Annotated in this window: 14 protein-coding genes; 5 read left to right on the top strand and 9 right to left on the bottom strand. The window is 49.4% G+C overall.

Features of this window, described 5'->3' with window-relative positions:
• Positions 1-12 precede the first annotated feature (12 nt).
• Positions 13-1,746: a PTS fructose transporter subunit IIBC gene (gene fruA, locus BZG84_RS06965; RefSeq protein ID WP_077479154.1), complete on the top strand. Its 1,734-nt coding sequence runs from the start codon at positions 13-15 to the stop codon at positions 1,744-1,746.
• A 58-nt stretch (positions 1,747-1,804) separates the two neighbouring features.
• Here fruA and BZG84_RS06970 read toward each other — a convergent pair whose 3' ends face one another.
• The 3 genes from BZG84_RS06970 to BZG84_RS06980 all read right to left on the bottom strand — a co-directional run bounded on the left by BZG84_RS06970 (position 1,805) and on the right by BZG84_RS06980 (position 7,650).
• The gene (locus tag BZG84_RS06970; protein ID WP_077661953.1) at positions 1,805-3,250 is read right to left on the bottom strand and encodes a glyceraldehyde-3-phosphate dehydrogenase; all 1,446 of its coding nucleotides are present in this window, start codon (positions 3,248-3,250) and stop codon (positions 1,805-1,807) included.
• 393 nt (positions 3,251-3,643) lie between these two features.
• Entirely contained in the window at positions 3,644-4,327 is a 684-nt protein-coding gene (locus BZG84_RS06975) for a DUF3334 family protein (protein WP_077479156.1), read from the bottom strand.
• A 128-nt stretch (positions 4,328-4,455) separates the two neighbouring features.
• Entirely contained in the window at positions 4,456-7,650 is a 3,195-nt protein-coding gene (locus tag BZG84_RS06980; RefSeq protein ID WP_077479157.1) for a hybrid sensor histidine kinase/response regulator, read from the bottom strand.
• 367 nt (positions 7,651-8,017) lie between these two features.
• Between BZG84_RS06980 and BZG84_RS06985 the strand changes: the two genes are divergently transcribed.
• From BZG84_RS06985 to nagK, 3 genes are all read left to right on the top strand, one after another.
• The gene (locus tag BZG84_RS06985) at positions 8,018-8,362 is read left to right on the top strand and encodes a DUF3802 family protein (protein ID WP_069588527.1); all 345 of its coding nucleotides are present in this window, start codon (positions 8,018-8,020) and stop codon (positions 8,360-8,362) included.
• A 134-nt stretch (positions 8,363-8,496) separates the two neighbouring features.
• A complete protein-coding gene (locus BZG84_RS06990) occupies positions 8,497-9,243 on the top strand; it encodes a tRNA-uridine aminocarboxypropyltransferase (RefSeq protein WP_077479158.1) in 747 nt (248 codons plus the stop codon).
• Between the two features lie 106 nt (positions 9,244-9,349).
• Positions 9,350-10,255 carry an N-acetylglucosamine kinase gene (gene nagK / locus BZG84_RS06995; protein ID WP_077479159.1) on the top strand — a complete coding sequence of 302 codons (906 nt, stop codon included), beginning with the start codon at positions 9,350-9,352 and terminating at the stop codon, positions 10,253-10,255.
• Positions 10,256-10,339: 84 nt separating this feature from the next.
• Here nagK and BZG84_RS07000 read toward each other — a convergent pair whose 3' ends face one another.
• The 4 genes from BZG84_RS07000 to BZG84_RS07015 all read right to left on the bottom strand — a co-directional run bounded on the left by BZG84_RS07000 (position 10,340) and on the right by BZG84_RS07015 (position 15,597).
• Entirely contained in the window at positions 10,340-11,419 is a 1,080-nt protein-coding gene (locus BZG84_RS07000; protein ID WP_069588533.1) for a ketoacyl-ACP synthase III, read from the bottom strand.
• A gap of 127 nt (positions 11,420-11,546) precedes the next feature.
• Positions 11,547-12,917 (bottom strand): SLC13 family permease, encoded by a 1,371-nt coding sequence (locus BZG84_RS07005; protein ID WP_077479161.1) that lies wholly within the window; start codon positions 12,915-12,917, stop codon positions 11,547-11,549.
• 209 nt (positions 12,918-13,126) lie between these two features.
• Positions 13,127-13,786, bottom strand: coding sequence for a SanA/YdcF family protein (locus BZG84_RS07010; protein WP_077457021.1), 660 nt, complete (start codon positions 13,784-13,786; stop codon positions 13,127-13,129).
• Between the two features lie 119 nt (positions 13,787-13,905).
• On the bottom strand, positions 13,906-15,597 hold the full coding sequence (locus tag BZG84_RS07015; RefSeq protein WP_077678100.1) for an NAD-dependent malic enzyme: 1,692 nt from the start codon (positions 15,595-15,597) through the stop codon (positions 13,906-13,908).
• 513 nt (positions 15,598-16,110) lie between these two features.
• On the opposite strand from BZG84_RS07015, the gene BZG84_RS07020 reads away from it, so the two are divergent.
• Positions 16,111-16,848: a substrate-binding periplasmic protein gene (locus BZG84_RS07020; RefSeq protein ID WP_077479163.1), complete on the top strand. Its 738-nt coding sequence runs from the start codon at positions 16,111-16,113 to the stop codon at positions 16,846-16,848.
• Between the two features lie 75 nt (positions 16,849-16,923).
• Here BZG84_RS07020 and BZG84_RS07025 read toward each other — a convergent pair whose 3' ends face one another.
• Together BZG84_RS07025 and BZG84_RS07030 are read right to left on the bottom strand one after the other, a co-directional pair.
• On the bottom strand, positions 16,924-17,406 hold the full coding sequence (locus tag BZG84_RS07025) for a YajQ family cyclic di-GMP-binding protein (protein ID WP_077457015.1): 483 nt from the start codon (positions 17,404-17,406) through the stop codon (positions 16,924-16,926).
• 48 nt (positions 17,407-17,454) lie between these two features.
• Positions 17,455-18,513, bottom strand: coding sequence for a 3-deoxy-7-phosphoheptulonate synthase (locus BZG84_RS07030; protein ID WP_077479164.1), 1,059 nt, complete (start codon positions 18,511-18,513; stop codon positions 17,455-17,457).
• Positions 18,514-18,690: the final 177 nt, after the last annotated feature.

Below are 18,690 nucleotides of genomic sequence, written 5' to 3' on the forward strand. Positions count from 1 at the left end.
GGGGTAAAAGGTATGAAACTGGTCATTGTGACGGCGTGCCCAAGTGGCGTCGCGAACACAGTTATCGCAGCAGGATTGCTTGAAAAAGCAGTCGGTGAGCGAGGCTGGCAAGCAACCATCGAATGTCAATCAAGCATTAAGGCGTCAACACCGGTCTCGTCTGAGGCGATTGCCGACGCGGAGCGTATTCTGCTCGTCGGTTCACCGGCGCAGACGGCACGTTTTAACGGTAAGCCGGTTTATCAGGCATCATTAAGTGATGTGATGGACAATGCGCAAGCGGTTCTTGATACGGTGGCATCTCACGCTGAGATTTATCAAGCGTCAGAGGAGCCTGAGGCGGACCAATCCATGCGTATTGTCGGCATTACCGCATGTCCGACCGGGGTTGCGCACACGTTTATGGCGGCTGAGGCGATTGAAGAAGCAGCCAAAGCGAAAGGCTACAGCGTTAAAATTGAAACGCGGGGCTCGGTGGGGGCAAAAAATGCGCTGACCGATCAAGAAATCGCTGATGCGGATGTGGTGTTTATTGCCGCAGACATTGAGGTTGATTTAAGTCGCTTTGATGGCAAGCGATTATATCGAACCAGCACAGGCGTCGCGTTGAAAAAAGCCGCTCAAAGCCTTGATGATGCGGTCGCCAATTCGGAGGTCTACCACGCAGCCAAAAAACACACCAGTGGACAAGCGAATGCCAGTCAAGGTGAGCGAACAGGGGTGTATAAACACTTGATGACTGGGGTATCGCACATGTTGCCACTCGTGGTCGCGGGCGGCTTGGCCATTGCACTGTCATTTGTGTTCGGCATTGAAGCATTTAAAGAAGAAGGCACATTGGCTGCTGCATTAATGCAAATTGGCGGTGGCAGTGCGTTTGCCCTGATGGTGCCTGTCCTCGCCGGTTTTATTGCCTTTTCTATCGCGGATCGGCCCGGTCTTGCTCCCGGCCTTATTGGCGGTATGCTCGCAGCCTCAACAGGCGCAGGGTTTCTTGGCGGGATTCTGGCGGGCTTTATCGCCGGTTACAGTGCCAAATTTGTCGCTGATAAAGTGCAACTGCCTGCAACCATGGAAGCCCTCAAACCCATTTTAGTGATCCCATTGGTGGCAAGCTTATTCACGGGCTTAGTCATGATCTACGTGGTGGGTGGTCCTGTTTCGGTAGCGATGGATAGCTTAACCACCTTCTTGCAAGGCATGAACTCAACCAACGCAGTGATCTTGGGTGTACTGCTGGGTGCGATGATGTGCTTCGACTTGGGTGGTCCAGTGAACAAAGCCGCATACACCTTTGGTGTGGGTTTGATCGACAGTGGCACCTACATGCCAATGGCAGCGATCATGGCCGCAGGTATGGTGCCGGCCCTGGGGATGGGACTGGCAACATTTCTGGCGAAACGTAAATTCAACGATGCCGAGCAAGAAGCGGGTAAAGCCTCGTTTGTGCTGGGGCTGTGCTTTATCTCTGAGGGGGCGATCCCTTTCGCGGCCAAAGACCCAATGCGAGTTATTCCGGCGTGTATTGCTGGGGGCGCGCTGACTGGAGCCATTTCGATGCTGATTGGCGCGAAGCTAATGGCGCCCCACGGTGGATTATTTGTACTGCTTATCCCCAATGCAATCACCCCCGTGTTTATGTACTTGGCTGCCATCGCCGCCGGTACGTTAGTCACAGGGATTGTTTACGCGTTGATCAAATCTGTCAGTCAGCCATCGCCGCTGACAGCTGCGAAGCAGTCATAGTTTGCTCTTTGCTTAGCAAAAAGGCCCATTCGGGCCTTTTTTTATGCTCTACACCTGATTACAGGCTTGCGGGCTCTGGGACCAATGGATAGCGAACGCCCATCATTTTCTCCATGCAATGAACCACTTGGCAGCTATAGCCAAATTCATTGTCGTACCAGATATACAGGACGCAACGGTTTCCATCCGCGATAGTTGCTTGGCTATCAACCACGCCTGCAAAGCGAGAGCCGATCAGATCGCTGGAAACCAACTCAGTAGATTGGGTAAAGTCGATTTGGCCGGATAGCGGCGAATACAAGGCAACATCTTGAAGATAAGCATTAATCTCATCTTTGCTTGTTGCGTTATCCAAATTCAAATTGGCAATTGCCATCGAAACGTTTGGCGTAGGGACGCGTACAGAATTCCCCGTGAGCTTACCTTTCAATGCAGGCAACGCTTTCGCGACAGCACTAGCGGCACCGGTCGAGGTGAGCACCATATTTAAGGATGCTGAGCGACCACGGCGATCACCTTTATGATAGTTATCAATCAGGTTTTGGTCGTTGGTGAATGAGTGCACCGTCTCGATATGGCCGCCATCAATGCCAAATTTGTCGTGCATGGCTTTAAGTACTGGCGTGATCGCGTTGGTGGTACAGCTGGCCGCTGAGATAATCGTATCATCGTCGTTGATAACGTTATCGTTGACGCCGAATACCACGTTTTTGATATCGCCTTTGCCCGGCGCGGTGAGCAAGACCTTTTGGGCGCCCTTGCTTTTTAGGTGTTGGCTCAACCCTTCTTCGTCACGCCACATTCCCGTGTTGTCGACCACTAATGCATTGTGAATACCGTATTGGGTATAGTCCACGTCTGCTGGGCTATTGGCGTAGATCACCTGAATAAAGTTGCCATTTGCGATTAACGCACTGCGGTCTTCATCAACGGTGATGCTGCCGTTGAATGGGCCATGAACCGAGTCGCGACGTAATAAGCTGGCACGTTTTTCTAGATCGCCTTCGCGTCCACCACGTACAACAATAGCGCGTAAACGTAACGGATAACCGGGACCGCTTTTCTCAACTAAAAGTCGTGCTAACAAACGACCAATACGGCCAAAACCATATAAAACGACATCTTTAGGCTCAACACTGTTGCCCGTTCCCACTAAATGGCCTAATTGACTGTGGAGAAAATCAGCAATGCCGTCTTGGTTGTCATGTGATTGCCAATAGGTCCAAGCTAATTGGCCGACATCGATTTTGCTCGGCGCGAGATCCATTTCCGCCATCACTTCAATCAAAGGCAAGGTTTGACTGGGTGCTAAGGTGCCTCCGGTGTAACGGCGGGCGACTCGGTGCGCCTTGATAATATCAATGGTACTGGCGTTGATCAGTTGACGGCCAAACAGTTGGATTTCGACCCCTTTTTGGCGATAAAGCTGACTGAGCAGCGGATACATGGTTTCAGAGTGATTTTGGCTGGTTTGCCAATCGAGTAGGTAGTGTTCTGGACTCATGAGTCAACCTTTTTTCACGAATGATAATGGAGTGGGCAGGGTGCCCAGCAGGGTTTTGACTGATCTTTTGCCAGCCTTATGATTTTGTGGCGCAGTCTATACGATGCAGAATTATTCACCTACTAAAAATAACTGACGTATTAAATGAGGGAAACGATTAAAAAATGGCGAGATTTTGATTGAGATTCGTTCTTGCCATGTGATGCTAATCAAATGAAGATTGCGATAGGATGCAAAAAGAAAGTTAATAAATTGAGGTTGCGCAATAATAGGCGTGTTTTATTTTATCATGTAAAATTAGTCACGGGTTCGACAAGGTGAGAGTGAGTCTTCCCAACCACTAACTATGGTGACGTTAATGGTTGGGGTACCCGAGTTTCAAAGGGATAACGATTAGATCCCTAGCTCGTCGAGTAGGTCATTATTGCCGCCACCCGTTCCTTTTTTCTCGGCAGGTTTCTTCTCAAGTTGACGCACGGTTTCTTCTTCCAGAATCGCATCTGGATTAACCTCTTCGCCTTCTTCAAAGTCTTGCAACTGGATGAATTCAGTTCGCTCCATCGCCAGCTCTAGATAGAAGATGTGGTTATTTTCAGTGGTAAAGCTCACTCGACGCGCCTGCGGCTTATCAATGTTGCTGTCCACGGAAACCGTGAGGTTTTTGTTCACTGCCATCATCTTCGGCTGATTCTGAGTGATAGAGGTTTGAATCGAGCGTTTAATTTTCCCTGTGAAGTCACCAATGATTTGGTTCATCAACTCGCCAAGTACGTCGCCGACTTCATCGGCAGTGTGCAAACTCGCAAGCTCTTCAGCGGGGATCCCCATGTGTTGCATATAGTTGTTGTAGATCTCCATTGCCGCAGCAGAGGAGAAGTTGATGACGACAAGGCCAGAGAAGCCGCCATCAAATAAAACAAAGCAGCCTAAATCAGGCTTTAAACTGGTTTTGGCAATTTTCTGTACCATCGCGGCGTGATGAACCGGCGAATTGGTGGCCTTGGTCAACACAGCGGTGGCTGACTGGCAAAGCTTGAGTAATATGTCCTCGGAGGTGACGACCTTGGTTTTTCTCATTATTCACTACCGTAGTTGTTTAAGTGTCTCTTACTCAGTGTGGCACTGGATTGCGCAATTTGTACACTGGTTTTACCGATATCCGGATATGGGATCACGTTATCCCTTGTCATCCGCCGCTGATACCGCTATTCCGACCCGTCCAGAATTTGCGCGATGGCTGCCTCGAGGCGAGGTAGTGCATGGTTGAGTTGGCGAAGCGCCGTATCTAATTCAGCGCTATCTTGTGCGTCCGCCGCTTTTTCTGCCGCTAGGCAATAGTGATACGTTTCTTGCGCCCCGATACTGCCTGCCGCGGATTTTTGTTTGTGTGCGGCGTCTTTTAATGCCGCCCAGTCGTGAAACGGTGGTGTGTGTTGTACAAGCTCATGTAGGCAGGGCAGGCTGCGTGTTTTAAAAACGGCGATGATGTCTTGGTAAGCATCCTGTTGCCCAGCATACAGTCGCGTGATCACGCTGGCGTCTAGGACGAGACGCTCGGCTGTCTGTTCCGCCTCAGGCGTGGTGTGCATATCGTCTGAGACAGGGACGCCTGAGGTGAAAGCGGCAAGCGCATTGTCGTCGTTCAACCACTTTTGTAAGGTCTCATGGAGTGCGTCGAGCTCAATGGGTTTGGTGATGTAATCGTCCATCCCAGCTTGAAAACAGCGGGTGTCTTCACCGCTCAGGGCGTTGGCGGTAATGGCTATGATTGGAATGCGTTGACCGCCTTGCTGTCGTTTTCTTAGTGCCGCGGTGAGATCGTAACCATCCATTTTGGGCATGTGGCAATCGGTGAGCACTAAATCCACCTCATGCTGTTGGTAAACACTGAGGGCATGTTCACCATCTTCTGCCATCAGCACATCGAATCCGAGATAACTAAGCTGCTGGACCAGCACTTGCTGGTTAGTGGGGTTATCTTCGACGACTAAAATTCGACCCCGTCCGGTTTTGAGTGGGGCTGACAGTGATAGCTCGTCACTATATTCGCCGAGCATACTGACATCGGGGCTTTCTAGCCCTAAGCAGACACGAAGACCGTGCACCAGTCGACGATAGGTCAATGGTGAGGCGAACAGTTCTACCACACGCTTATCTTGGTGACGAGTTAAGGAGAGGGTATGTCGCAGTGCAATCACATGGGCGAAAGTATACTGGTGAAGTTGGCTATCATTTAATACCGTTTCTGGGTCTTGGGTGATAATAACGAAGTGGGTGTTATCCGTTTGAGTTGAGCAGGGATGCGCATCAAGCGGTGTGAGCGTTTTATTGTGTGTCACTCGGTGTTTGATATCTAAGTGTTTTAAATAAGCGGTAATGGCGGTGCGTAACGCTCCGGCGGGTAAATCGATAAGTACCCACAGTGGCGCGCTCGATTCTGTGGCAATGGCGGGTTTAGTCTTTTCTGACAGGGGATTGATCGTGTACTCAAGCTCGACACGGAACTGTGTGCCTTTCCCTTCCTCACTGTGCACGCGGATCACGCCGCCAAGCAGGTCAACAATATTTTTACAAATCGCCAGTCCTAGGCCGGAACCACCATACTCGCGTGTGGTAGATGATTCAGCCTGATTGAATGGCTGAAAAATGGTTTCGAGCTTCTCTTGGCTAATACCAATTCCATTATCGGTGATTTCGATATCGAGCTTGGTTTTATCCGGCGAAGAGGCAGGCTGAGGCATGATCCAAACATCGACTTTCCCGGTCTGGGTCGACTTTCCGCCGGAAAACTTCACCGCATTACCAACCAAGTTATACAGCACTTGTTTAAGACGGTTGGGGTCTCCAATCAGCTGATCAGGAAGGCGCGGATCAATAAACAATGACAGTGTAACGTTACGCTTGTTGGCATGGTGACTCACCGTGTCCATGACTTGCTCGACTGTCTCCGAGAGTGAAAAGGTGACCCGTTCAAATTGGAGCTTGCCCGCCTCCGTGCGAGAAAAATCAAGAATATCGTTAATAATCGACAACAGCGATAATGCTGATTCTCGCACCGTTGCAATCAGACTATGTTGCGACGGTGAGAGCGGTGAGCGGCGTAACATATCAATCATGCCGATGACGCCATTCATTGGCGTACGAATTTCATGGCTCATGGTGGCGAGAAATTGAGCCTTCGCACGCGAGGCACTTTCTGCGCGCTCTTTTTCTCGCATCAGCTGTTCTCGTGCTTGGTTGCGAGAGATGATATGCGCACGGAATATCACTAAACCATGCGCGATTTTACCAACCTCATCGGTGCGTTCTTGGTAGTCACTGAGCGGGGGCGTCATATCGCCTTTCACCAAGCTTTGCATGGTATCGGCCAGGTTGACGATAGGTTGTGTGAATGTGCGGTAGATATACACATACATGGCACCGCTCACAAACAAAATAAATAGCAGCAAATAACCAAGATTAAGCTGATTGGAATGAAGAATATCTTGCAAATCAACCATTGAGCTGCTGACAACCATACCCGTTTCGCGTGCAAAGCCGGAAAGCGCATTTTCTAGCGCTTGATATTCCTGATCACTGAGCGTTCGCACCGCCTTCATAGCTTCTATTTTGGCGCGAGGTTGATAGTTATTGAAAATGGCAATGCCACTGCGCTTCAGGCTGGTAAAGTGCTGAGAAATTAATTCCAGCTTGTTCAGAGACAAGGGATCATTGAGCTCGAACTTCGCCAGTGATAGGTAGCGCTCGAATGTTGCCATGTCGTCAGTAAAGTCACGACGACTGTTTTCTTGACCATCGAGGTATTGGTTGAGCTCGGTGAGCATGTCGCCGTTTTCATCCACGAGCTCATCAAGGTATTGTAAAATCGCGACGTTGTCGGGTTGCGTCAGCTCTTGAGCGGCTTTTAATTCGGCGACGAGGCTATCGATCGGGCGGACCACATCAATCGATAAACGTAATACTTGCTTGCGAGCCCATTGCTCAGCAATCGGATCAAACTCGGTTAGTACTTTCTGATGAGCTTTACGTTGAAATCTTTCATACAGATGACGAATTTCCGCAAGCCGCTGGTGGCCACTTGGTTTGATCCGTGCCAGCTTGTCTAGTTGGTTCTCGAATTCTTGTTGGTTTTCAAGAAACACGGCCAATGATTCATGACGCCCCATGACATATTTGAGCATGCTGGCATTCATTTCACCCGCCGCCCGCAGTAAGGTCATGGTAATAATGGCACTGGGGATTTCTTGGTTCGTGGCTTGCTCAACATCCCGATTAACGCGCTCTTGCATCACGTAACTGGATACAGAGAGGCCGAGCACCATCAGGGTGATAAAGGTCATGATCAGCCCGATTTTGCTGACAATACTTTTGCTAAATGGGCGGGCACGGTTAGCTGTCATGCGTGTTTCCTACATCCTTGTGCGTGAATAGCGACGGGGTCATCCCGGCTTGTTGCCATTGAGGCCTCTGCATCTTTGCCAACCCCCAGCTATACTGCTGGTAGTTGCACTGGCGTTCAGTCCTTTGTATGAGCTTGTGCCTCAACACGGATTGTGGTTGTATGCTTGCCTAGCTCACGAATTTGACGACGTGTCGGTTCGACGTGGTCGCATGGCGTGCTATACACAATGCTATCTTATAGTATACATAGCGTTAAGCGGTGTACGAAGAAGCGTGACTAGCTTTCTAATTTCGTGCGCAAAAGGCGCATACACTTGACGATCGCGATACAATAGCGACATTAGAACAGTCTAAGGACAAGTAATCATGGTAGTAGACTCAGACGGGTATCAAGCACTGATCGAGCATTTTGCGTTTAATCTCTCTGTGTTTGAGCAACCGGGCGAAGCCATTGGCGATGATACGATTGCCGATATCGTCCATGATTTGGTCGCATCCAATATTATGACTATATGCGAGCAGAATCCTGGCCTTTCGTCAGCGTTGCGCTTTACCATCCTGAAAGAAGCTGACCGTGTGGTAGAAGATATGGAAGAAGTACTCGCGGGACGCTGGGAGCAACCTGTTACGGCAGAACAAGTGGGCTTTTTGGAAGAGTACATTGCACTCGTCAAAAATTTGTTTGATGGCGCTATGGTTGAACTGCGCTAAACAAAAGATCACTACATGCCACAGAGCTCAGTGTTGACTGGGCTCTTTTCTTGTCAGCACACCCCCTTTCAGCACTGCATCCTATTTTACTTTGCGTATAATAGGCGCCTTTATCGTTATTGCCTGCTTACCTTATGCCTAACGCAACCTCTTCCCATGCCATTCACCGCTTATACGAGAGGCGCCTTGCTCGCGCCACACGACCTTATCTTGCCCGAGGTGCAGGTGTTGAACGTTGTACCCAATGCATGTTGGTTCGCCGCTATTGTGTGTGTGAATACCGTCGCCAGTGTGAGACTAACGCCGCGTTTATGTTGATCATGTACGATGACGAAGTTCTCAAGCCGAGTAACACGGGGCGACTCATTGCTGACTGTATCCCTGATACCTCGGCGTATATTTGGTCGCGTACTGAGCCAGATCCTGAGATGCTGACGCGATTAGCCGATCCCGCTTACCAGCCTTATATTGTGTTTCCCGCCCAATATGCTGAGCCGTCTCGCGTTGTTTCTTCCCCAAAGCCTCATCCTAGCGGTAAACGTCCGCTATTTGTGATCATTGATGGCACATGGCGAGAAGCGAAGAAAATCTTTAGAAAAAGCCCTTGGCTTGATCGTTTTCCGGTTTTGAGTATTCAACCTGAGGCATTATCACGCTATCAAGTCCGTGACGCACACGGAGAGAACCAATTAGCGACCGCAGAAGTGGCAGCGCACGTGCTCGAAAACGCGGGTTACCGCCGAGCTGCGGTGCATTTAAGCCAGTGGTTTGATGTCTTTCGCGAACGCTATATTGCTGGGAAGCGACAAAAAGCGTTACCTGAGGGAGATGCGTTAACCCAGTTTATAGCGATGCGTGACCAAACATCTTACGCAGGATAAAATATCTTGTTCTAAAGTAACGAAATATGTTGCGGCTCACGGACATTTATGACCGTTTGCTGAATAATAATTTGTATAAATAACGACACACAAAGGTGGCTGGGCCATGTATTACGGCTTTGATGTGGGCGGAACCAAAATTGAATTTGGCGCCTTCGATAAACAACTCAATCGTATAGCAACTGAGCGCTATGCGACACCGACTAAGGATTACGCAGCCCTGATTGATATCCTCGCCATGTTGGTCGAAAAGTACGACGCGAAGTTCGGCGAAAAGGGGACGGTGGGGATTGGCATTCCCGGATCAGAAGCGGCAGACGGCACGGTGTTAACCGTGAATGTGCCAGCAGCAAACGGTATGCACTTGCGAGCGGATTTAGAAGCACGCGTCGGTCGAGAGGTGCGGGTGAGTAATGACGCCAATTGCTTCGCGCTATCGGAAGCTTGGGATGAGCAAGCCAAAGAAGCGAAAACCGTGCTTGGTTTGATTCTGGGTACCGGGTTTGGTGGTGGCTTGGTGATTAACGGTAAGGTGATCAACGGTAAAAACCAAATGGCCGGTGAAGTGGGTCATATGCGCATGCCTATTGATGCCTGGCTACGCTTGGGGGATAAACCACCCATGTTTGCCTGTGGATGTGGTAATCAAGGTTGTCTCGATAACTACTTGTCAGGACGCGGGTTTGAACAACTTTATGCCCATTATTACGCGCCGCTATCTGCCGTTGAGATCATCGAGCAATACCGCTTAGGTGAAACGAAGGCCGTTGCGTTTGTTGACCGCTTTTTTGATGTGTTGGCGATGTGCTTTGGTGGGTTATTAACCGCGCTTGATCCCGATATGGTGGTACTGGGCGGTGGTTTGTCCAACTTTGATGAAATTTATCATGAGTTGCCCAAACGTCTTCCTCATCACCTTTTGTCCGCGGCAAAACCACCGATGCTGATGAAAGCACAGCACGGTGATTCTGGTGGTGTACGCGGTGCGGCGTTTTTGCATCTCGCTCAGTAAGCAACGCCTGATAAAATACACAGCAAAAAGCCGACTTAATTGTCGGCTTTTTTTCAGCATGTGCGTATGTACCAAGCGTTAGGGCTAGGCTTGGCGGTTCTGACATTGATCAACCGCGTAGGCAAGTAGCTCAAGCGCGGTTTTATCTGTGGCGGGTAATTCTGCATCCGATTGTTGCAGTGGCGTGGTGCGTTCACCCCAACGAATCAATCCCGCTCCCCAAGTTAAACCAGCTCCAAACGCGGCGGTTAACAATTGGCTATGGGGTTTAACCACACCTTGTTCCACCGCTTCGCAAAGTGCGATAGGAATGGTTGCTGCCGAGGTGTTGCCATAGTGCTGAATATTCACAAATGCTTTATCTAGGCCAATGCCGGCGTGGTCACAAAGCGCTTCAATAATGCGTTTATTGGCTTGGTGAGGAACCACCACGTCAATTTGCTCAGCGCTGAGCTGGTTACGCGACAATACTTGATTCGCGGCAGCCCCCATTCCTTTTACGGCACGTTTAAAAATGTCGCGGCCGATAAAGTCAAACGCGAAGTGACCATTTTGCGGGTCAAATCTGTCCATCGCGGTACCAAAAGCAGGGATCGCTAATACATCGCGTCCTGCTGAGTCGCATCCGAGCTGGGCGTCGAGAAGGCCCACTTCTTGATCGGTTTGACTGATAACCACCGCGCCAGCGCCATCACCGAACAACACCGCAGTATCGCGTTTGCTCCAGTCGAGGTACCACGTTAAGTGTTCAGCCCCGATGATCAGCGCATGCTGATAATGGCCGGCTTGAAGCATCTTGGTTGCGGTTTCTAGGCCATAGAGAAAGCCGGTGCAGGCCGCATTCATATCAAATGCCGCCGCGCGCACCGCACCAAGATTACCTTGGACTTTGGAGGCAATGTTAGGAATTAAGGTATCCGGTGAGCAGGTCGCAACAATCAGCAGATCAAGTTGTGCTGCCTCAATCCCTGCGGCGGCCAGCGCACGTTGAGCGGCCACGGTAGCAAGATCCGAGGTTTCAACATGACTGACTCGGCGTGACTCAATACCGGTACGTGATCGGATCCACTCATCGTTTGTTTCAATAATCGTGCTGAGGTCATCATTGGTCAGCACGGCCGGAGGAAGACATTTTCCCCAGCCTGTAATTTCTGCAAATGCCATAGTTAGTTACGGTTAATGAAGCGTCGCAACAGTGTAAACCTGAAACTCTATTGAAACAATTTCGGGGTGAGAGTAGAGGAGAAAAACACTACCTAGCGCAAATGCTAGGTAGTGTGAGTGAACAGGGTTACCAGAATAACCAAGTAAAGACGGCTAAAACCATGATACAAATAATGTTTAGGTACAAACCAATACGCATCATGTCACGCTGTTCGATATGACCGGAACCAAAAACAATGGCATTTGGCGGTGTCGCGACCGGCAGCATAAAGGCACAGGATGCGGCAATCGCAATCAGTGCAGATAGCGCCACAGGGGAAACACCTAACGCTTCTGCAATCGTGGCAAACACAGGAACGAGTAAGGCAGCACTGGTGGTATTGCTGGCAAACTCAGTCAGAAAAATCACAAAGGCGACGACACCTAACATGGTGAAAAAGATGCCAGAGCCGGTCAGGGCGCTGCTTAGGTGGTTAGCCAAAAATAGGCTTGTCCCAGTGGCTTTGAGTACGTTGCTTAGACAAATCCCGCCACCGAAAAGAAGTAAAACGCCCCAATCAGCAGTCTTTTCGATCTCTTTCCATTTCACGACACGGGTTGCACCCAGCAGCACAATGGCAGATAGGGCGACGATGGAGTCAAACTTACTGAGGCCACCTAACAGAGAGTTTAGTGGTTTGCTAAAGATCCAAGCCGCGACGGTGAGTGCAAAAATGCCCATGGTGACTAAGCGAGGTTGCGTCCATTCGAAGTGACGCTTCTCTGCCTCAAAGGCGTGACTTAAATTAGGCTTGGTCAGCACATAGAGCACCAAGACGGCGATCGGGAGTAATACCAAGGTGATAGGCAATCCGATTTTCATCCAACCAACAAAATTCAGTCCCGCTTCTGCTGCGGCAATCGCATTGGGTGGGCTGCCGACGATGGTCGCAATCCCGCCGATACTCGCGCAATAAGCAATCCCCAGTAACACAAACACATAGGTTCCATGATCTTTTTGGTTACTGACTTTACGCAAAATGCCGAGCACAAGCGGCAGCATCATCGCCGTGGTAGCGGTGTTGCTTATCCACATTGACAAGGCCGCAGTGACCCCAAACAGCATCATCACGGCAACGGACATTTTTCCTTTCGCGACCGTCAGTACCTTATTAGCGATGGCTTGATCCAGACCTTGGGCCTGCAATGCCGCGGCAAGGGCAAAGCCACCCAAGAATAGGAAAATGATAGGGTTAGCAAAATTCGCCATCGCCGCAGGGGTTTCAAATACCCCTAAGACGACCGACAGAATGGGAACGAGAATGGCAGTGATGCTGACATGGATAGCTTCAGTGAGCCAGAGCACCGCGATAAAGACGAGAAGGCTGAGACCTGTAGTCACTTGAGGGTCAAAGGGCAGGCTGTAGTACAGCACGAAAAAAAGTGCGATATCGGCAAATAGGATCCACGCTTTTCTATCCAATCCGGAGGATTGGGAGGTCAAAGATTGCACATCCATAGGGCTTCCTTTTTGTTACAACGTTATCGTGCATGCAGCACGTATTATTATGTTTTAAACACCGCACAGCACCTGCTGTGTCAGACGGCGCTAATATACGCCTTATTGAAGAGGGTGTTAATCGATTGCACGCTACTTTTTGAACGCTTAATTAAAAAGATGTGAAATTTGTGAGAGGAAAGAGAAAGAAGGGGTGGATTTATACCCATTTACGATTCAGTGGCAGTGACACCATCAATTGGCTCTTTCGGGCCAGTAAACTTGGGTTTCACATTAAGGATAAAGCTATCTAACACGGCTTTAGTGCGTGCGAGCACTTCACGCAAACGGATCTTTATGCCAGCCCAGCCTTGTGGGCTTGCTACGGCATAGCAAATCGCATCAATATTGTTCACGTCAGCAAGAAATAAGGCACGCTCACAGTGAAACTGCTGACTGACAACGGTAAAGCGGGCCAAGCTGAATACCGTTTTTGCTCGAACCACGGAGTCGAGTGTACGAAATCCAGCATAATCAAGGTGAATGGCGTCGTCTGCGATCCCAGCTTTCAGTAGATCGCGCTTCATGGTCCAAGGTTCATTATAGGAGCGGTGCGCATTATCGCCGCTTAAGAGTAAATGACTCACCTTATTTGCTTTATACAGTGCCTCTGCGGCCTCGATGCGGTGGGTATAGTAAGGATTCGGGGTTTTACCAATATATTTGCTGGTACCAAGCACTAATGCCACTTGGCGTTTGGGCAGGTCGTCGACGTCGGTATAAACGCGGTCACGCGCATTGAGCGTGATCGCTAAGTCACTAGCTACCATGGTAACCAGTGCGAAAATCACTGCGATAAACACCAATCGTGCGAGGCGCCGGATCGCCATACTACTTACTGTCCCTTTCAGAAATGCCATGCGGATAAGGCGTCAAGGTTGGCGCCTCAAGTGAATGGAATCCTAGCAAAAAAAGCTCCTCGAAAGGAGCTTTTTGTGTCAACCGCTGGTTAAAACGACGTGCGTTTATACTCACGGTATCTGGGTTCCCAGAAGCTATCATCAATGCGTTTTTTCAATGCCTCATCAGACAGCTCGGCCGCGACGCCTTCTTCAATCGCCTGTTTCGCAACCGCAAAAGCAATTTGCTTTGAAACATAGGTAATATCTTCCAGTGAAGGAAGTAAGGCACCGGTGCCGCGCTTCGCTAACGGCGAACACTCAGCGAGTGCACGCGAAGAGGCCATTAACATACCATCGGTCACGCGAGTGGCGTCCACTGCAAGGACACCTAGGCCAATACCCGGGAAGATATAGCTGTTATTACATTGCGCGATTGGGAAGGTTTTACCATTGTCTAGGCGCACGGGTTCAAACGGACTACCTGTCGCAACCAGTGCTTGGCCGTCTGTCCAGCGAAGAATGTCAAAGGGAGTGGCTTCGACTCGGCTGGTTGGGTTTGATAGGGGGAAGATAATCGGCCGTTTACAATTATCATGCATGGCCTTAATTACATCTTCGGTAAAGAGGCCTGGTGCCCCAGAGACTCCAATGAGCACGGTTGGCTGGGCATTACGTACCACATCCAACAGTGAAATATTATTGTCTTCTAATTGCCAGTCTTTTAATGCGCTGCTCTTTTGAACCAGTTTTTGCTGGAAGTCGAGTAGGTTTGGCATGGCATCGATGAGTAAGCCCCAGCGATCAACCATAAAGACACGCGCACGCGCTTCTTGATCGGAAATCCCTTCCGACACCATTTGGGCAATGATAGCTTCAGCAATGCCACAGCCGGCAGAACCTGCACCGAGGAAGGTGATGCGTTGCTCGGAGAGCTTGGTGCCAGCGGCTTTACAGGCAGCAATTAACGAACCCACGGTGACGGCGGCCGTCCCTTGGATGTCGTCGTTAAAACAGCACACTTTGTCTTTGTAACGCTCAAGAATAGGCATCGCATTTTTCTGTGCGAAGTCTTCAAACTGAATGAGTGCATCCGGCCAGCGACGCTGCACCGCTTGGATGAATTCTTCAATAAAGTCGTCGTAGTCTTGGCCGCTTATCCGAGTATGGCGCCACCCCATGTACATAGGATCTGACAGACGCTGTGGATTATTGGTGCCCACATCGAGCACGATTGGAAGCGTATACGCTGGGCTAATGCCCCCACATGCGGTGTACAAAGATAGCTTTCCGATTGGAATGCCCATGCCGCCGATGCCTTGGTCGCCAAGACCAAGAATTCGCTCACCGTCGGTAACGACAATCACTTTCACATTGTGACGTGACGCGTTGTTTAAAACATCATCAATTCGATCGCGGTTTGGATAAGAGATAAAAAGCCCACGGCCTCGACGATAAATATTAGAGAAGTTCTCGCAGGCAGCACCGACCGTTGGCGTATAGATGATTGGCATCATTTCGGTGATGTGATTCGACACTAAACGATAAAATAATGTCTCGTTGGTATCTTGAATATTACGCAAGTAAATGTGTTTATCGATATCGTTTTCAAAGCGTTGATACTGCTGGTAGGCGCGCTCGGTCTGCTCTTCAATGGTTTCAATGGCATCGGGTAGCAAGCCCTCGAGGTTAAAAAACTTACGTTCTTCGACGCTAAACGCACTGCCTTTGTTGAGAAGCGGGGTTTCGAGTAACGCAGGTCCCGCATAGGGAATGTAAAGAGGTCGCTTTTGATTATTCATGGGTTTTCAGACTCGGCATTGTCCAGGCTGGAATATGACTGACTTTTATTGCTCACTCAGTAACCTTATTCGTTAGAGTACGCATTATTAATGAGGCCTAATTGAGCAATTATATGAAACAAGGGGTAAAGTTTAGTCATTAATGGTGACCTAATTCAACTTTTTTGCATAGGAGTGGGCGGCCAAACACGTGTTTTTTGCGTGAAAGGGACGTGAGTATTCTTGTTATGCGTCATAACAAGGCCTTGCTTTGTGTATCAAGGTGTTGAATTGTAAAAAACAACAATGAGGAAGACTCATAAGCGCGTTTAAAATTACGCAGGGTGATTCTTCGCTGACTATACTCAGCAGTGATAACGGTTAGCACGGTGCTTGTCTGTGGCTGAGCCACAACCGCATGAACACCATGGTGTGGCAACCCAAAAGTAGCGTCATACATGAGTACGGGTTATCCGAATAATAATATTGGCTGGGCGTCTGTTTTTATGGAATGAACAACAAAGAGGTAGTCCAATGAAGTCACTCATTGCCGCCAGTTTACTGGTATTTTCAACTACGACAGTAGCTGCCAACCTAAGCGACTTAAATTATATCACTGAGGTTTATCCCCCTTTTAACTATGAAGAGAACGGGCAGTTGAAAGGAATTGCCGTGGATTTTCTCGAAGTGGCTACCGAAGCAGCGGGCGAACCGATTACCCGTGATCAAGTTAAGATCCAACCTTGGGCGCGTGGCTATGCCACCGCATTGTCTGAGCCAAACACGGTACTGTTTTCAACCACCCGCACGGAAGAGCGCGAAGATAAGTTTAAGTGGGTAGGTCCCATCACAGATACCAAAATTGTCGTGTGGGCACCGAAAAGTAAAGGGATTACCATTAATAGCGGCAGCGACTTTGCCAACTACAAAGTTGGGGTAGTACGTGACGATGTCGGTGAGCATTTGTTACGCAGCCTAGGCGTTAGCGATAACGCATTGCGTCTCTCACCTAAAGCAGATTTGCTGGCTAAACAGCTCGCGGCGGGCCGTGTTGATATGTGGGCGTATGAAGAAAACGTCAGTTCCTTCATCATGAGTCAAAATAATGTGGACACAAGCCAGTTTGAAGTGGTGTATGTGTTGAGTGAAGCGCAATTGTATTACAGCCTGAGCAAAAGTACGCCTGATAGCTATGTAGAGAAATTGCAAGCTGGGGTAGATAAAGCGATTGCAAGCGGGGCGCTCGATGAAATCAAAAGCCAGTATAAGTAGTGTTAGCTGATAACGACACTGTCTTTACAAGCAAAACGGGCCAAATGGCCCGTTTTTTGTGGCAGATGTTGCACATTAGTCGCGAAAGTTTTCGAACTGGAACGGCTGCTCAAAATCACTGTCTTTTACCAGCTGAATCACCGCTTGAAGATCATCGCGTTTTTTACCGGTTACTCGGACTTGTTCGCCTTGAATTTGTGTTTGTACTTTCATTTTGGCGTCTTTGATAGCTTTAGTGATTTTCTTGGCAACGGGGGTTTCAATGCCATTTTTGAATTTCACTTGCTGCGAGAAGCTTTTGCCTGAGTGCACCATATCTTGAATATCCATGGCACGAGAATCCACGCCACGTTTGGCAAGGTTATTACGCAGGATATCCATCATCTGGTTGAGTTGGAAATCTGCCTCTGCAATGACTTTCACGGTTTCTTTGTCCAGCTCGAAGCTCGCTTCAACGCCACGAAAATCAAAACGCGTCGCCAGTTCGCGACTTGCATTATCTACGGCGTTCTTCAATTCAACCTTGTCGATTTCAGACACAATATCAAAAGAGGGCATAGTTCTGTCCTTTTCTCACATGACGGATGTCATGTCGCTGATAAATAATTAATAGGCTTGATGTCGCTTAGCACTTGCAGTGGCCAGTCGCTCAAGCAAGCGTTCAGTATCCTGCCAGCCAAGGCAAGGGTCGGTAATAGACTGGCCATATCGGCGCGTCGCGCTATCACCCATAGGTTGGTTGCCTTCTTCTAAAAAGCTTTCTGCCATAATACCCGCAATGGCGGTACTTCCGTTAGCCAGTTGCGTTGCAATATCCTCTGCGACATCTAACTGACGGCGATGCTGTTTCTGGCAGTTGCCATGGCTAAAGTCTACCACTAATTTGGCCGGCAACCCGAAGCTCGATAAGGTTTCTGAGGCCGCTTGCACATCTTTTTGGTAGTAATTGGGTTGATGGCCGCCACGTAAAATAACGTGGCCATCAGGGTTACCCGCTGTGCGATAAATGGTCATGGTGCCATGCTTGTCTGGCGAGCAAAACAGGTGTGACTCACGGCTCGCACGAATGGCATCGACAGCGATACGAATATTGCCATCAGTGCCATTCTTAAACCCTACTGGGCAAGACAAGGCGGATGCCATTTCGCGATGGATTTGAGACTCGGTTGTACGCGCACCGATGGCCCCCCAACTGATCAAGTCGGCAATATATTGACCGGTGATCATATCGAGAAACTCGGTCGCAGTGGGTAAACCCATTTTATTGATATCGAGTAACAACTCACGGGCAGTGAACAGCCCAGCACGAATATCACCGCTCCCATCAAGGTGAGGGTCGTTTATCAAACCTTTCCAACCGACAACCGTGCGCGGCTTTTCAAAGTAGGTACGCATGACAATCAGTAACTGATCGGAGTAAGTCTCTGCCAATCCTTTTAACCGTTTGGCGTATTCGCGTGCAGCGTCAGGATCGTGCACGGAGCAGGGCCCAATCACCACAAGTAGGCGCGGGTCATGGCCATTAAGAATTTGGCTGATTGCATGACGCGAAGCAGTAATATGGCGAGCAACATTGTCGCTGATGGGGTGGGCGGCTTCCACCTCTGCGGGCGTGGGCATGGTATCAACCACGCGGGTGCGAAGTTCATCGGTTTTCAGTGGCATAGAGGACAGCCTTCCTCACATCTTAATCTGTTGCGAAGCCAGTAAGATAGCAAAAATCGCGGCCCTTGAAAGCATGAATGTGATATCCGTAGCGTTTTTAAGGCGATTTTGACCAGAAAAATGCTGGTTAGGGCTGACGACGAGCTAAGTTTTTTGCCCGTCATCAGTCACTGATAG

Source organism: Salinivibrio sp. PR932, from assembly GCF_001996125.1.
In the GTDB taxonomy this organism is placed as follows: Bacteria; Pseudomonadota; Gammaproteobacteria; order Enterobacterales; family Vibrionaceae; genus Salinivibrio; species Salinivibrio proteolyticus.

What these genes read in the sequence shown, in the direction of transcription:
- BZG84_RS07025 (WP_077457015.1), bottom strand. Translation starts at nt 17,406, where the DNA reads ATGCCCTCTTTTGATATTGTGTCTGAAATCGACAAGGTTGAATTGAAG.
- BZG84_RS06990 (WP_077479158.1), top strand. Translation starts at nt 8,497, where the DNA reads ATGCCTAACGCAACCTCTTCCCATGCCATTCACCGCTTATACGAGAGG.
- BZG84_RS07005 (WP_077479161.1), bottom strand. Translation starts at nt 12,917, where the DNA reads ATGGATGTGCAATCTTTGACCTCCCAATCCTCCGGATTGGATAGAAAA.
- BZG84_RS07020 (WP_077479163.1), top strand. Translation starts at nt 16,111, where the DNA reads ATGAAGTCACTCATTGCCGCCAGTTTACTGGTATTTTCAACTACGACA.
- BZG84_RS07010 (WP_077457021.1), bottom strand. Translation starts at nt 13,786, where the DNA reads ATGGCGATCCGGCGCCTCGCACGATTGGTGTTTATCGCAGTGATTTTC.
- BZG84_RS06975 (WP_077479156.1), bottom strand. Translation starts at nt 4,327, where the DNA reads ATGAGAAAAACCAAGGTCGTCACCTCCGAGGACATATTACTCAAGCTT.
- nagK (WP_077479159.1), top strand. Translation starts at nt 9,350, where the DNA reads ATGTATTACGGCTTTGATGTGGGCGGAACCAAAATTGAATTTGGCGCC.
- BZG84_RS07030 (WP_077479164.1), bottom strand. Translation starts at nt 18,513, where the DNA reads ATGCCACTGAAAACCGATGAACTTCGCACCCGCGTGGTTGATACCATG.
- BZG84_RS06970 (WP_077661953.1), bottom strand. Translation starts at nt 3,250, where the DNA reads ATGAGTCCAGAACACTACCTACTCGATTGGCAAACCAGCCAAAATCAC.
- BZG84_RS06985 (WP_069588527.1), top strand. Translation starts at nt 8,018, where the DNA reads ATGGTAGTAGACTCAGACGGGTATCAAGCACTGATCGAGCATTTTGCG.
- fruA (WP_077479154.1), top strand. Translation starts at nt 13, where the DNA reads ATGAAACTGGTCATTGTGACGGCGTGCCCAAGTGGCGTCGCGAACACA.
- BZG84_RS07000 (WP_069588533.1), bottom strand. Translation starts at nt 11,419, where the DNA reads ATGGCATTTGCAGAAATTACAGGCTGGGGAAAATGTCTTCCTCCGGCC.
- BZG84_RS06980 (WP_077479157.1), bottom strand. Translation starts at nt 7,650, where the DNA reads ATGACAGCTAACCGTGCCCGCCCATTTAGCAAAAGTATTGTCAGCAAA.
- BZG84_RS07015 (WP_077678100.1), bottom strand. Translation starts at nt 15,597, where the DNA reads ATGAATAATCAAAAGCGACCTCTTTACATTCCCTATGCGGGACCTGCG.